Origin of the sequence: Flavobacterium davisii, from assembly GCF_019565505.1 — a bacterium.
In the GTDB taxonomy this organism is placed as follows: domain Bacteria; phylum Bacteroidota; class Bacteroidia; order Flavobacteriales; family Flavobacteriaceae; genus Flavobacterium; species Flavobacterium davisii.
In genome coordinates this window covers 1,313,364-1,328,447 of record NZ_CP067378.1, presented here as the reverse complement: position 1 = coordinate 1,328,447, position 15,084 = coordinate 1,313,364, and the positions used below count along the sequence as shown (strand labels likewise).

7 protein-coding genes, 5 tRNA genes and 5 pseudogenes are annotated in these 15,084 nt (G+C 30.6%); 6 read left to right on the top strand and 11 right to left on the bottom strand.

The genetic code is table 11. The features are described 5' to 3' along the window. Positions 1-89 precede the first annotated feature (89 nt). The 6 genes and pseudogenes from mutS (at position 90) to JJC05_RS06470 (ending at position 3,417) form a co-directional block, all read left to right on the top strand. Positions 90-2,710 (top strand): annotated as a pseudogene (mutS, locus tag JJC05_RS06495) (DNA mismatch repair protein MutS). A gap of 133 nt (positions 2,711-2,843) precedes the next feature. Further along, positions 2,844-2,916, top strand: a tRNA-Gly gene (locus JJC05_RS06490). Between the two features lie 19 nt (positions 2,917-2,935). Beyond that, positions 2,936-3,019: transfer RNA gene (locus JJC05_RS06485), tRNA-Leu, on the top strand. Between the two features lie 81 nt (positions 3,020-3,100). Further along, positions 3,101-3,184: transfer RNA gene (locus tag JJC05_RS06480), tRNA-Leu, on the top strand. Positions 3,185-3,241: 57 nt separating this feature from the next. After that, positions 3,242-3,314, top strand: a tRNA-Gly gene (locus JJC05_RS06475). Between the two features lie 19 nt (positions 3,315-3,333). Further along, a tRNA-Leu gene (locus tag JJC05_RS06470) sits at positions 3,334-3,417 on the top strand. 538 nt (positions 3,418-3,955) lie between these two features. Here JJC05_RS06470 and JJC05_RS06465 read toward each other — a convergent pair. From JJC05_RS06465 to JJC05_RS16890, 11 genes and pseudogenes are all read right to left on the bottom strand, one after another. Further along, entirely contained in the window at positions 3,956-6,166 is a 2,211-nt protein-coding gene (locus JJC05_RS06465) for an AsmA-like C-terminal region-containing protein (RefSeq protein ID WP_235878604.1), read from the bottom strand. Between the two features lie 56 nt (positions 6,167-6,222). Then, positions 6,223-6,672 (bottom strand): AsmA family protein, encoded by a 450-nt coding sequence (locus tag JJC05_RS06460; RefSeq protein WP_235878602.1) that lies wholly within the window; start codon positions 6,670-6,672, stop codon positions 6,223-6,225. Positions 6,673-6,708: 36 nt separating this feature from the next. Beyond that, a pseudogene (locus tag JJC05_RS06455) lies at positions 6,709-7,574 on the bottom strand (pseudouridine synthase). Between the two features lie 67 nt (positions 7,575-7,641). After that, positions 7,642-8,537 (bottom strand): annotated as a pseudogene (locus tag JJC05_RS06450) (geranylgeranylglycerol-phosphate geranylgeranyltransferase). Between the two features lie 84 nt (positions 8,538-8,621). Continuing rightward, positions 8,622-9,533 (bottom strand): mevalonate kinase family protein, encoded by a 912-nt coding sequence (locus JJC05_RS06445; protein WP_235878827.1) that lies wholly within the window; start codon positions 9,531-9,533, stop codon positions 8,622-8,624. Positions 9,534-9,903: 370 nt separating this feature from the next. After that, positions 9,904-10,982: pseudogene (locus JJC05_RS06440) on the bottom strand (diphosphomevalonate decarboxylase). A gap of 42 nt (positions 10,983-11,024) precedes the next feature. Then, positions 11,025-12,238, bottom strand: a pseudogene (locus JJC05_RS06435) (BaiN/RdsA family NAD(P)/FAD-dependent oxidoreductase). Then, the gene (locus JJC05_RS06430; protein ID WP_374226355.1) at positions 12,235-12,396 is read right to left on the bottom strand and encodes a glycerophosphodiester phosphodiesterase; all 162 of its coding nucleotides are present in this window, start codon (positions 12,394-12,396) and stop codon (positions 12,235-12,237) included. The pseudogene JJC05_RS06435 and the gene JJC05_RS06430 overlap by 4 nt, the downstream one beginning before the upstream one ends. A gap of 11 nt (positions 12,397-12,407) precedes the next feature. Then, positions 12,408-12,896, bottom strand: coding sequence for a glycerophosphodiester phosphodiesterase (locus JJC05_RS06425; protein WP_235878599.1), 489 nt, complete (start codon positions 12,894-12,896; stop codon positions 12,408-12,410). A gap of 30 nt (positions 12,897-12,926) precedes the next feature. Further along, the gene (locus JJC05_RS06420; protein WP_127823539.1) at positions 12,927-14,333 is read right to left on the bottom strand and encodes an alpha-amylase family glycosyl hydrolase; all 1,407 of its coding nucleotides are present in this window, start codon (positions 14,331-14,333) and stop codon (positions 12,927-12,929) included. A gap of 459 nt (positions 14,334-14,792) precedes the next feature. After that, entirely contained in the window at positions 14,793-15,032 is a 240-nt protein-coding gene (locus JJC05_RS16890; RefSeq protein ID WP_258929576.1) for a hypothetical protein, read from the bottom strand. Positions 15,033-15,084 lie beyond the last annotated feature (52 nt).

Genomic DNA, 15,084 nt, shown 5'->3' with positions numbered 1-15,084 from the left:
AATTAGTTATACACAAATGTAAAAATATTTGATCAAATATTACGCCAAAATAAGTAAATTCGTCGCGATTAATCAAAAAATTTAACGTTTTGTCAGTAAAAGCTAAAACACCTAAGGAAACCCCTCTAATGAAGCAGTATAATGAGATTAAGGCTAAATATCCAGATGCTTGTTTGTTGTTTAGAGTAGGCGATTTTTATGAAACCTTTGGAGAGGATGCTGTTCGTACCGCTCGTATTTTAGGAATTACTCTAACCAAAAGAGGAAGTGGTACAGAAAGTGAAACAGCTCTGGCAGGATTTCCACATCATTCGCTAAATACATATTTGCCAAAATTAGTAAAAGCGGGTTTACGTGTGGCTATTTGTGATCAGCTAGAAGATCCTAAAATGACCAAAACGATTGTTAAACGTGGTGTGACAGAGTTGGTAACTCCTGGGGTATCTATGAATGATGAGGTATTAGTGTCTAAATCTAATAACTTTTTAGCTTCTCTTTATTTTGGTAAGAAACAATTAGGGGTTGCTTTTTTAGATGTCTCAACAGGAGAGTTTTTAACTTCTGAGGGAAATTCTGATTATATAGATAAATTATTACAGAATTTTAATCCAAGCGAAATCTTAGTTCCTAAACAAAATAAAAAAGATTTTACAACCATTTTTGGTGAAAACTTTCATGCCTTTTATCTAGAAGATTGGGTGTATAAGCAAGATTATGCAACGGAAAGTTTGATTAATCATTTTCAAACAAATTCTTTAAAAGGATTTGGAATAGAAGAGTTAGAGCACGGCGTTATTGCTTCAGGAGCTATTTTGTATTATTTGTCCGAAACACAACATAATAAAATTCAACATATAACCTCTATTCATCGTATTGCAGAAGATGCTTATGTTTGGATGGATCGTTTTACAATTCGTAACTTAGAGCTATATCATAGCTATAATCCTAATGCCGTAACATTATTAGATGTAATAGATCGTACTCTTTCTCCTATGGGAGGACGTTTGTTAAAACGCTGGTTAGCACTTCCGTTAAAAGATGTGAATAAAATTAAAGGGCGTCATGAGGTAGTAGGTTATTTTAAAGATAATCAAGATCTATTGTGTCAAGTTCAATATCAAATAAAACAAATATCAGATTTAGAGCGTTTGATCTCTAAAGTAGCAGCAGGAAGAGTTTCTCCAAGAGAATTGATATATTTGAAATCCTCTTTAGACGCCATAGAACCTATTAAAGAACTGGCTTTGAAAAGTACACAAGAAGCCGTAAAAGTGATAGGGGATAGTTTGCATGCGTGTGAGTTATTAAGAGAAAAAATTGCAAATACACTAAATCCGGATGCACCCGTAGCAATTAATAAAGGAAATGCTATTGGGGTAGGGATAAATGCAGAATTAGATGAATTGCGAAACATTTCGAATACAGGGAAGGAGTTTTTAGAAGCGATAGAAAAAAGAGAATCCGAAAAAACAGGTATTCCTTCATTGAAGATTTCTTTTAATAATGTCTTTGGGTATTATATAGAGGTTCGAAATACACACAAAGATAAAGTGCCTTCTGAATGGATTCGTAAGCAAACATTGGTAAATGCAGAACGATATATAACAGAAGAACTAAAAGAATATGAATCTAAAATATTAGGAGCAGAAGAAAAAATTCATCAGTTAGAGGTGTCTCTGTTTGAGCAATTAGTAGCGTGGGTTGCCACTTATGTAAAACCAGTTCAGCATAACGCTAATTTAATTGCTCAATTAGATTGCTTAACTTCTTTTGCACAGCAAGCGATTGAAAATAAATATGTATGTCCAAAAATGAATGATACGTATGAATTAGATATAAAAAATGGACGCCATCCTGTTATTGAAAAGCAACTGCCTATAGGAGTACCCTATATAGCCAATGATGTGTATCTTGATCGTGATACGCAGCAAATTATTATGATTACGGGGCCTAACATGTCAGGTAAGTCTGCTATATTAAGGCAGACGGCTCTTATTGTTCTGTTAGCGCAAATGGGGAGTTTTGTGCCAGCAGAAGCTGTTACTATGGGAGTGGTAGATAAAATATTTACCAGAGTAGGGGCTAGTGATAATATATCAATGGGAGAATCAACTTTTATGGTGGAAATGAACGAAACAGCATCCATTCTAAATAATGTTTCCAATAGAAGCTTGGTGTTGTTAGATGAAATAGGGAGAGGAACTAGTACTTATGACGGAGTTTCTATTGCGTGGGCTATTGCAGAGTTTTTGCATGAAAATCCTGCGCAACCCAAAACATTATTTGCAACGCATTATCATGAATTAAATGAAATGACAGAAATGTTTACTCGAATTCAGAATTATAATGTATCTGTAAAAGAATTAAAAGATAATGTGTTGTTTATCCGTAAATTAGAAAAAGGTGGAAGTGCTCATAGTTTTGGTATTCATGTAGCAAAAATGGCAGGTATGCCTCAAACAGTGATACAAAGGGCAGGTAAAATTTTAAAAAAATTAGAAAAAAACATTCCGCGGAGGTTTTAAATGGGAAAGTGTCAAAAGAAGATTTAACTAGTCAAGAAGAAATGCAATTAAGCTTTTTTAATTTAGATAATCCTTTGTTGGAAGAAATAAAAGAAGAGATTTTGAATTTAGACATTAATACGCTCACTCCAGTAGAAGCGTTGATGAAGTTAAATGAAATTAAAAGAATGCTTAGTAAAAAATAGTTCTTTAAAGAATTGAAATTGAAATATTTGAAAAAAAGTTTTGTTTTTTTTTATTCAAGTACTTGCAAATACTGATTCTTGTTGTATATTTGCACTCGCAATACGGAAGTAAGGCAATGTTCTTTAAGGAAATGCGAAAATAGCTCAGTTGGTAGAGCGCAACCTTGCCAAGGTTGAGGTCGCGGGTTCGAACCCCGTTTTTCGCTCTATTACTAGAATGGTTACGCTCGAGTGGTGGAATTGGTAGACACGCTGGACTTAAAATCCAGTGAACATTAGTTCGTGCGGGTTCAAGTCCCGCCTTGAGTACAAAGTGCCTTATTTATTAAGGCGTTTTAAATAACAATATAAATAAATACGTTCATAACAATATAAGCTTTTAATAAATACGCTCGAGTGGTGGAATTGGTAGACACGCTGGACTTAAAATCCAGTGAACATTAGTTCGTGCGGGTTCAAGTCCCGCCTTGAGTACAAAGCTTTCAATGAAAGTTTTTTAAATGTTTATATTATATAATATTACTTAAACTTGCGAAAATAGCTCAGTTGGTAGAGCGCAACCTTGCCAAGGTTGAGGTCGCGGGTTCGAACCCCGTTTTTCGCTCTATTACTAGAATGGTTACGCTCGAGTGGTGGAATTGGTAGACACGCTGGACTTAAAATCCAGTGAACATTAGTTCGTGCGGGTTCAAGTCCCGCCTTGAGTACAAAGCTTCTTATTTAATAAGAAGCTTTTTTTTTGCTTAAAATGATTAGGCAAATTCATAATTAAACGGATCAAGTTTAAAAGTTGGGCTAGGTAAGATATTTCGTAGTTTGAATAAGACGAAGTTTGTATTGCTGACTTCTCTAAACTGGCTTCTAAAAGCGGTTGTTTTTAGCTTCAAAAGATTTTATAGCTACCTTTGTACTGAATCAAGTTTGAAAACTTATTATTTAGTTGACTTTTTGTTATCCCAATAAAAGTAAGGTATCGGATAAAGTATATAGTGTTACATTTATCAAAATAATTCATTATAACTTGATTTTAGTTGATGGGACTCTTCCTTATGTCGAAGTGACAAGCTAGACGATTATTTTTTTAAAAAATAAATAGACTGCTTTTTGTTATCCCGATAGAAGCTAGTGTTGGATAAAGTATGTAGTGTTACATTTGCCAAAATGATTCATTATAACTTGATTTAGTTGATGGGATGTAATCAGGGTTTAAAATTAGTTGTGATTGTAATAAAAAAAAAGAGGATTTTACTCCCCTTCTTCTTTATATTGTTCATTTTCTAATTGATTTACTTTGGATCCGATTCTTACTTTGGGTTTGTCTTTGGTTCCTTCTATTTTTAGGGGAATACCTATTATACCCATTGGCGGCAATCCTAAGCGCATTTTTAAAGCGAGCTTACCGTCTAAACTGGTGGTTCCTTCTATACGTGGACGAAATCCTGCTATTTTAAATTTAAAACGATCTATTTCCATTAAGTTGTTCTGGATACATGTTTTAATTTCAAAATCATTTACTTCGCCAGAATCAATACCGCTGTGTCCTGTTGAGTTACTTACCGCTTTAAGTAATTTAAACCCATTTAATTTTACCTTTTTGACTCCTACAACACCTCCTCCTTGTAGAGAAGGAAAAATAGGAAACATATCGTCATTTAAAATGCCTTTTAGTTGATATTTTAAAGAAATAATTCCTTCTGCATTGGCAGCAGCTGTTGCCATTTCTCTAAATAATTTAATTTCTTTATAAGCTTTTTTTACATCAAATTCTTCTACTGATAGATCCATTCCAAATTGCGCTCTTTTGGTGTTTTTTGCTTTATAGTTACCTGCAAATATAACGGGGCTATCAATTACTAAACAAGAACCATTTGCAATGGTAATTTCGCCATTTTTAAGCTTTGTTTTGCCTTGTAGGCATTTTATGTTTAAGTCATCAAATAAAATTCGATCTACTGACGCATCAAAATTTAAATCTAAATTTTTAGGTAGCATAACGACTCCTTTTATTGTTTCTTTGGTTGAAGTGTTACTTTTTAATTTATTGTTTACAGGCATCATCCATTCATTCACGTTTAAATAAGGGGCTTGAAGCTGAAATTGTCCTTTTAGGACTCCTTTGTCTTGGGTTAAAAAGTTTACGATATTTTGTACATATCCATTAAATTTTAAGTTACTGTGACCATATTTCGCATTAAAGTTGGTAAATTGTAATTGATCATTGTTAAAAGTAAAGATTCCTTTTGTGATATAAAATGGTAAAGGAAGATATTCTGAGGTAGTTCTTACATTACTCAAATAAAATTTTCCTTTATTTATTAATTTATTATAATGTCCTAGTTGAGCATCGCTCTGTTTTCCTTTTAAGTAAACAGCCCCTTGAGCAAAACCTTCAATAGTATGTCCTTTTGTACCAAATACTTTGTAAATTTTTCCAAAATTAATTCCTCCATTGGCACTAACTTGGTATTTAGCATTGGTCATATCGCTAATATTAGCTTTAATGGTTAAAGGTTGTCCTTCAAAAAAGAAACGTAAAGGTTTTAATATTACCTGTGTGGTTTGTAAGTTCTTTTTTATATTTAGATCAACAATAGCATTTATTTTTTCTATAGGTTTAGGATAAAAAGGCGTTTTTAAATAGCCATCTTTTAAATAGCAAAAGGCCTTTGTTAAGGGTAATTTGTTTTGTTTCGTATCAAGTACTCCTTGTATGTTTAAATGTGTTTTTAAATTTCCTTTTAGCTGATAATCAGGTAAAAATCCAATTGCTTGATTTAAATAATTCAAATCTAGATCGGTGTCTAAATTAGCTTTTATATTAGGCTTGGAAAGTCCTACTGTTTCAAGTTTTCCATTTAAATGTCCTTTTCCAATGTCAAAATGGATTACAGGGATTTTAACAGATAATAGTTCTGGATTTAGTTGAGGTAATTGAATATGTAAATCGGTATTGAATTTTTCTAAAGGAAAGGGAGCACCATCGTATTGAATGAATCCATTTTTTAGATTCAAATCAAGTTTCATATTGGGTTTTTTGTTTTGATCTGTTATGAAATCACCTTTCAGGGATAAAACGGCATCTGTTGTTCCTTTTAGGGTCGTTTTTTCCATCCAAGTAATTAGCTTAGGGGGTAAGGCTGTAAAAATGTCTTCTAAATTGCTATTTTCGGTTTTAATTAAAAAGTTCATTCTATAACCATTGGGCAAGAAGTCAAAATTACCTGTAAAATCTACGGGCAATTTATTAATCATTAAGTTATCTTGCTGAAAAACGAAAGCTAAAGATTGTGTGTTAACTTTGGTTACTAAATCGGCATCTACTTTTTTGTTTTTTAGGTATTCTTCCCCTTTAAAAGTGAAATCAAAAGCTTCGATACTGGCTTTTGTTTTAATTTCGAAAATTTTATTTTTTAGACTTCCATTGCCAAAATAATCAAAACCTAATGCGTCTACCATTACTTGTGCTGAGGCATCATTGTATTTTATATGTGCATTGTTGATAGCAATTTGTTTTAATTCAATAGAGGTGTCTTCTTCTTTTTTGTTTGATTATTTGGTTTGCTTTCGTATACATTGTAGTTTGCATGTCCTTTTTTGTCAACTAATACATTAATTTCTGCATTATCTAAAAATAATTTATTAATGTGTATTTTTCCTTTTAAAAGTTCTTGAACATCAATACCAAATGCTATTTCGTCTGATTTAATCAGATTAATTTGTTCAAATGGGGCAGCTCCTGTTAGTTGAAAATCTTCAAAAGAAAGTGTTAATGCTGGAAAATGTTCAATAATGGAAAGTTGAGCATCTGAGAAGTTGATATTTCCTTTTATGTGTTGATTAGCATACTCTTTTACTTTTTGAGTAATAAAATCGGGGAATAAGAAAGGTAAACTAATTATTGTTAAAACAATAAAGAAGCATCCTGTAATTAGCCATTTAAACTTTTTGATATACTGTAACATACATTTATTCAAAAAGCCTCTTTTAGAGGCTTTAACTTATATATTTTTTAAATTAATTATTTCTTGATTGGTTAAAAATCTCCAATTTCCACGAGGTAGATTCTTTTTGTCAAGCCTGCAAATGCAACACGGTCTACTTTTAAAACATTGTATTCTAATGATTCGAATAGAGAACGTACAATTTTTACATTGGCCGTTTTTATTTGTAATCCAACTTCTGATTTGGGTGCATTTTCGATATAAGATACCTCATCTACCATTATTTTATGTTCATTGATGTATAATCCTTTTTGGATTTTTTCTAAGTCTTCATATTTTAGATTACGGTCTAATGTAACTTGATAAATTTTAGGGGAACGCTGATTGGGTTGTGTGAATTTGCGTACCATATCGGTATCATTTGTGAATAATAGCAATCCTGTAGTAGTTTTATCCATACGTCCAACAGGTTGTAATTTGGCTTTAGTAGCGCCACGTACTAAATCCAGAACATTGTTAGCATTTAAATCTTCTTCTTTTGAAGTAGTAAATCCTTTAGGTTTGTTTAATAGTATGTATTCTTTTTTTTCTGGGGTTACGACACTTCCATCAAAATTTACGACATCGCCTGTTTTTACTTTGTATCCCATTTCTGTTACAACTTCTCCATTTACTCTTACATTACCAGATTGGATATAAATATCGGCATCACGTCGTGAACAAATTCCTGAATTAGAAATATATTTATTTAAGCGAATTTCTTCTTCTTCTAATGAAGTAACTAGTTTGGGTTTACGTTCGAATTTGGGCTTACCATTTGTTAAATTTGATTTTTTAAAATTAGGTTTAGCATTCCCTCCTTCTCGTTTACCAAAAGTAGGTTTAGTATTCGATCTTTTATTATTTCCTCTTCCTTTTATCATTGCAACTATTATTTTTTGTGCAAAGATAGTCAGTAAATTAGAAATTTAAATTGTATAATAAAAATATTTAACTGTTAAATAAAATTTTACTATGTACTATAACTAAAGGATCTATTAAAATAATGCTAAAAACACCTGTTACAATTAAAATTTTCATTATAGTATGTAAATGTATATAATCTGAATGTTTTGAAGATTTCCATAGTTGTAGGACAAAAATGATTAAAACAATCATGCTTATGTAAAAATAAATTTCCATATATCCTACATTAAATTTTTCAATTAAAATATAAATGGGGATAATAGTTAATAAGGCTAATATTGTAATGACATATTTTGATATCTTTTCACCATATCGCACGGGGATTGTTTGATAATTAGTAGCAAAATCACCTTTTATATTTTCAAGATCTTTAATTATTTCTCTAATTAAAATCAATAGTAATAAGAAAGAGGCGTGGGCAAAGATGACTGCGTAAAAATTTTTAAAATAGAGTAGGATTCCAAAAAAGGGAAGTACTGTAAGTAAAGAAGCTGTTAGATTGCCAATAATCGAATAACGTTTTAGTTTATGAGAATAAAACCAAATTAGGAATATATAGACGGCATAAAAAAAGAAGCGCGCCAAGAAATGATAAAAGCAATGGCTGTTGCTAAAAAGTTTAATCCAAAATATACTTGTAATTTTGTTTTTTGACTTACCAATCGATCTAACATGGACTTATTGGGTCTATTAATCAAATCTTTTTCTGAATCATAAAAATTATTGATTATATAGCCTGAAGCTATTACTAAAGCGGAAACAAAAACTAAAAAGAATAAACGCCAATCTAGCACAACGTCTAAGGCTCTTTTTTCGGGTGCTAGAATAAATATAGATGCAAAATATTGCGCCAGGATAATGATGGCTATATTATACCCCCGAACAACGGAAATGAGACTTACGATTTTTAATAAAAAAATTTTGTTTTACGCGTTAACATTTATTTTGTTTGAATATTGAATCGCTAAAAGTTTAGGTTTATTTACTCCTAACTTAATATTAAACTAAAATTGATAAACGATTTCTAACTTATAATCTTTTAAAGCTGATTTTGCTTTTTCTAGATCTTCTGTAAAACCAAGGATGTATCCTCCTCCTCCCGAACCACATAATTTTAAATAATAATCATTGGTTTCAATTCCTTTTTGCCAAACATTATGAAACTGTTCTGGAATCATGGGTTTAAAGTTGTTTAAAACTACTTTTGAAAGTTCTTTTGTATTGGTGAAAAGTGACTTTACATCTCCTTTTAGGAAGTTTTCAACGCAAGCATCTGTATATTTTATGAATTGAGATTTTAACATTTTACGGAAACCTTCTTCTTTTAGTTTTTCCATAAAAATACTTACCATGGGGGCTGTTTCTCCTACTATTCCTGAATCTAATAAAAAAACAGCTCCTTTTCCTGTAATACTTTGATTGGGTATGCCTGTTGCCTCTATGTTGTCTTTTGAATTAATTAATATAGGTAAGCTTAAATAGCTATTAAGAGGATCTAGGCCTGAACTTTTGCCATGAAAGAAAGACTCCATTTGTGAAAAAATGGTTTTGAGTAGTAATAATTTTTCTCGTGTTAGATTTTCTAAAACGGTTATTTTATTGTTTGCATATTTATCATAAATAGCTGCTACTAATGCGCCACTACTTCCTACTCCATATCCTTGTGGAATACTTGAATCAAAATACATTCCATTTAAAACATCTTGTTCTAATGCCGTGATGTTAAAAGTTACTAAATCAGGTTGTTCCTCTGCTAATTCTTTTAAATAGAAAGTAAATTTCTTTAAACTTTTATTGGACTGTAAGGCTTCTTCGGATGAACTCGCATCTATCTTAAGGGCACCATTATAAAAATTATAAGGAATAGCTAATCCTTTTGAGTCTTTAATAATTCCGTATTCACCGAACAATAAAATCTTTGAGTAAAAAAGGGGGTCCTTTCATATTGGCTATTTTTTTATTTATTGGGTTTGTCCTATATTAAAAATAGTGGCTATAGAATTTTATTCTATAAGTATTTATAAAATATTTTTATCGCAACTGTGCTTTTTATTGTTTGTTAACGTTTTGTTTTTAAGGATCTTGAACTAAATGTTTGATCTTTATTATAAAAAACGTTCTTTTTATTTGATATGTATCTTTTTTATAATTAGACTTCTAAAAATCTTAATCAGATTTATTTTAATAGATCTTAAAAAATGATCTGTTTTTATTGTTTTCTAAATTCATTATAATTCCCTAAACAAGGATTTATTTGTTTGTATAGAGTGTTTGTAAAGATACGAATTATATTAATACTGCACCTATACCTATTTGATCGCAAATATATTGACGATTTTGACAATATATAATTAATTCATTGTTAATAAATTCTAAAACTTGATCTTTTACGTTTATTGGGTACAGTATATGTACGTTAGCTCCTGCATCGAGTGTAAAACAAACAGGAATTTGAGTAATTATTCTAAAATTCCAAATCTTATTAATGATTTCTAATGTATTGGGTTTCATTAGAATAAAATAAGGCATAGAAGTCATCATCATAGCATGTAATGTGAGTGCTTCGCTTTCTACTATTTTTATAAAATCATCTAGATGACCTTTTGTGAGGGTTTCTTTAATGCGGGTTAGATTTTGGTGTGCTTGTGCAAAACGTTGTGTGGCAAACGGATGTCCGTGCATTAAATCATGTCCTACTGTACTGGATACTTGTTTTTCTCCTTTATCTACTAGTAATATGGTATCTTGATAGTTATGAAAAATAGGATGTAAATCTTCTAATTCTATACCGTATAAGTTTGAGCTACTGGGTGTATCAGTATGTTCTCCCCAAATTATTGTTTTACCTTTTATACTTCTACAAGCACTCCCTGATCCTAATCTTGCTAGAAAAGAGGCTTTTTGAAAAAAGTACTCATCTGGCATAGAGGGATTGATTAATTTTTCTAGGCTCATAATATTCATAGCTAATGCCGCCATTCCTGATGCAGAAGAAGCAATACCTGAGCTATGAGGAAATGTATTAGAGGTGTTTATGATAAAATGAAATTCTTTTAAATAGGGACAATAATCTAATATTCTTTCCAAAAAATTTTGAATCTTGGGTTTAAATGTTTCTTTAGGATTTCCTTCAAAAAGAAATCAAAAGAAAAGGTATCGGTATTTTGCTTTTTTACGAAGGAAAGTTTTGTGATCGTTTTACAATTATTAAGCGTAAAACTTATAGATGGATTAGCGGGTAATTGTTTCCCTATTTTCCCCCAATATTTTACTAATGCTATATTACTTGGAGCACTCCACTGACTATCTCCCTCGGTGAATGTGATGGAATAATCCGATACAACAAAATCTTTTTCAGAAAACATATTTCGATTTTTTAGGAGGCAAAGATACATTTTATATACAAACTAGAATTCTAAATTTTTAGCAATAATAAATCCGCCTGTCCAAGCATTTTGAAAATTAAATCCGCCTGTTATAGCGTCTATATTAAGAATTTCTCCAGCAAAATAAAGATTTTTAAGGTGTTTGCTTTCCATTGTTTTAAAATTTACTTCTTTCAAATCAATTCCTCCTGCGGTTACAAACTCTTCTTTAAAAGTGCTTTTACCATTTACTATAAATTCAGCTTGGGTAAGTTGTTGTACTAAGTTTGTTAATTGTTTTTTAGATAAATCAGCCCATTTGGTGTCAGGTTGGATATACGATGCCTTTAACAAACTTTCCCATAATCTTTTGGGAAGTCAAAAGGGCAAAATTTATTTATTAATCGTTTTAAATTTTGTTCTTTAATTTCTTTTAAATCTTCCAGAACGGTATCAAAATCTAAATCATTTAACCAATTTACTTGTAAAACGAAACGATAATTTAATTCGAATAAATTTCTTGCTCCCCAAGCTGAGAGTCGTAATATTCCGGGACCACTTAATCCCCAATGCGTTATTAGTAGCGGACCTGATGCTTTAAGTTTAGTTCCTTTTATTTTTACTGCGGCATGAGCTGATACTCCCATTAGATCTTTAATTCGCTCATCCTTTATATTAAAAGTAAATAAAGAAGGGACTGGATTTATAATTGTATGGCCTAACTTTTGGAGTAAGTCCCAAATTTTAGGATTACTACCTGTAGTCATAATTACTTTTGTTGTTTTGAATGCTTGCTGATTGGTGGTTATTTTCCAATAATCTTCTCCTTGAAAAATTTCTTGTACACTATGATTTGTAAATATTTCTATTTTTAATTTTTTAGTGGTTGATAAAAAACAATCAATAATAGTTTGTGAACTGTCTGTTATGGGAAACATTCTGCCATCTTCTTCTATTTTTAAAGTGACTCCATGTTTTTCAAACCATTCAATTGTATCGCCACTGCAAAACTGATTAAAAGGGCCTTTTAATTCTTTTTCACCACGAGGATAAAACTTAACTAATTCATTAGGAACAAAACAGGCATGGGTTACATTACAACGGCCTCCTCCTGAAATACGGACTTTGGATAGTACGTCTTTTCCTCTTTCTAAAATAGCTATTTTTAATTGTGGAAATTTTTCGGCTATATTAATTGCCGAAAAAAAACCAGAGGCTCCTCCTCCTATTACTACTATATCGTAATTTGCTATCATATTCTATCGGGGTAATCGGTAATAATGGCATCGACTCCCATTTTTTTGACAAAAATAATATCTTCTGAAGAATTTACAGTATAAGCATGAACCTGAATTTGATGATCGTGGGCTAATTGTATCAAATCGCTTGTTAGTAATTGAAACCATAAATTAATAGAATGAGCGCCTATTTTTTTGCAAATTCAAATGCTTGATACGCATTTGTATCTGCTAATACGCCTAAAATGATATTGGGATTTATTTTTTTTATTTGTTCTAATGCTTCCCAATAAAAAGAAGAAACGAGGACATTTTTATATTGGATTTTATCTAATCTTACCCATTCTTCTATTTTTTCTGCTATAACTTTTGTTGCCAATACTTCTTTTATTTCAATATTAAGAAACGCATTTTTTGGTAATATATGAAAGACTTCTACTAATGAGGGGATCCCCATTTTTTTACAATCTTTTGTGGTGAAATTTTTTACATATCCTGATGCGTTCTTAATGGTTCTATCTATGGTTGGATCATGTATTACCACTGCTTGACCATTAGATGAAAGATGTACATCTAATTCAATACCATCTGCTCCCAATTCAAAAGCTTTCAAAAAAGATTCGATTGTGTTTTCGGCTTTATGACCTTTTGCTCCTCTATGGCCTATTTTTAGCATACAAAAAGGGTAAATTAAATTTTGTGATTTTTATGGACTTATTAAAATTTTATATTGCCAAGGTTGAAAAGTAGATGCTGATGTATTTTTAATTTCTATTAATTTATTTTCAAAAAAATCTTTAAAACATCCTGTGATAGGCCATTTGAAATTTTGTTTTTCAGAAGATAAATTTGCTATAAAGAAAAGTTTTCTATTCTTTTTTTCTCTTTTACACATCCAAAAAACACGATCGTTATTTGTATGAATCCGAATAGAAGTAGCAGATTCTTTTCCTGTATTTAAAAAGGGGTATGCTTTTTTTAGCGTACCTAATTTTTTATAAATAGGCATCATTCTTCCTTCTGTATGCAATAATGTATCTTTCTTGTAAGGAGGGAATTGTTTGTGAGAATCATATTCTTGACCATTATAAATTAATGGAATCCCATTTAATATATAAGTTAGTACTGTCATAACTTCTACAGCTTGTCCCATTCTTTTGTATTCTGTACCATTCCAAATATTTTCATCATAATTTGTGATGAAATGCAAACGCATTTTGTCTTTTGGAAAGTTATTTTCTTCTTTTTCTAAATAACGATCAAGATCTAGGACATTCATCTTGGATTGGGCAATGCTATTTAAAATATGGTGTGCTTCCCAAGCATATTGTATGTCAAAAGCGTTTTTTAATAAACTTTCTTTTTCTGCTTCGGCTATCATTAAAATGGGTTTTATTTTTCGGAGTTCTTTTACAGCTCGTTCCCAAAAAAAGGTAGGAACTTCTGAAGCTACTTGACAACGAAAACCATCTATATCAAATTGTTGTATCCAATACTTCATTTCATTTATCATTGTAAAATGTAAATCAGAAGAAGTATAATTTAATTTTGCAACGTTTATCCAATGATAAGGAGTAAGGAGAATTTCTTTTTTATTTTTCAGATAAAAATCAGGATGTGACGTAATCCAATCATGGTTCCAAGCAGTATGATTGGCTACCCAATCTAAAACTACGTACATACCATTAGTATGCGCTGTTTTTATTATTTTTTTAAGATCCGTGTCTGAGCCATAATTAGGGTCTATTTTTTTATAATTTTTAATGACGTAGGGATTCCCTTTTAAAATTTGTTTGGTTACAGTATCCTCTATTTTTTTAGGCGTAGTGATATTTGTAATATTTCTTTTAAAATGGCCCATTTCTTGAACAGGCATTAACCAAATAATTTTAATTCCTATTGCTTTTAACTTAGGAATATCTTTAGCAAAAGCGTTAAAGCTTCCTTCCGCGGAATAATTTTTTATATTAACTTGATAGACTATTGCATTTTGAGTTATTTTAGAATCTAAGCAGGTTATAATTTTTTTAGGTACAATTACTTTTTGAGCTTTTTTATGGCAAGCTATTAATAGAAAGAGTATTATTCCTAAATAAATTACATTTCTTTTCATCTTTACAATACCCAACAATCTGAATTCATCAAGTTAAACATTGCAAAATTAAACATAGAAACTAAATAAATTTAATTTATCGAAAAAAACTATAGATCTATTTTAAAAAGAAAATGTTCAAAAGCGAATGATTTTATCATTTGACTTTGTTTAGATCCTTTAATTCAATTGATTAAAAGAAGATTTTAATAAAAAAATGACATAACTTAACAATGAAATTCCTTTTAGGTTGAAATACGGAATAACTATTAAGTGGTTGCTTTTGAACATTTTCTATTTTTTATTTTACTTGGTCATCATCTAGATAGGTTTTATTTCCATTTTTATTAATGTAATATTTACCGCCTCTAGGACCTTCATATACTGGACGATCTTTGTATTTTCCTACCATTTTATCTTTAGAACTAGAACTTACTTTTTCTATTGTTTCTCTTTCTTTTTTAGTAGGTTTAGAAACCTTTATTTCCTTTTCTTTTTTGTGCTCTTTTGTTTGGTTTCCTCTTTTGCTTTTTCTTTTACGGAGGCTTTGTTTTCTTTTTTTGTTAATTCCGTTTCATTTTTTGCTTGAATTACTTCTTTTTTTGTTTTTTCTAATTTTGTAGTCTCAGATTTGTTTGACTTTTTAGTTTTACTCTCTGTTTCCTGAGCAAATGTGTTTGATAATACAAATATCAAACATAATAACATTATTTTTTTCATAAACACCTGTTTTATATTCATAAGCAATATATAAAAAATATTTTTAACAAAA

Coding starts and splice junctions, on each gene's coding strand:
- JJC05_RS06465 (WP_235878604.1), bottom strand. CDS start 6,166: ATGGTAGACGCATTAGGTTTTGATTATTTTGGCAATGGAAGTCTAAAA.
- JJC05_RS06460 (WP_235878602.1), bottom strand. CDS start 6,672: ATGTTACAGTATATCAAAAAGTTTAAATGGCTAATTACAGGATGCTTC.
- JJC05_RS06425 (WP_235878599.1), bottom strand. CDS start 12,896: ATGCTAAAAATAGGCCATAGAGGAGCAAAAGGTCATAAAGCCGAAAAC.
- JJC05_RS06420 (WP_127823539.1), bottom strand. CDS start 14,333: ATGAAAAGAAATGTAATTTATTTAGGAATAATACTCTTTCTATTAATA.
- JJC05_RS16890 (WP_258929576.1), bottom strand. CDS start 15,032: ATGAAAAAAATAATGTTATTATGTTTGATATTTGTATTATCAAACACA.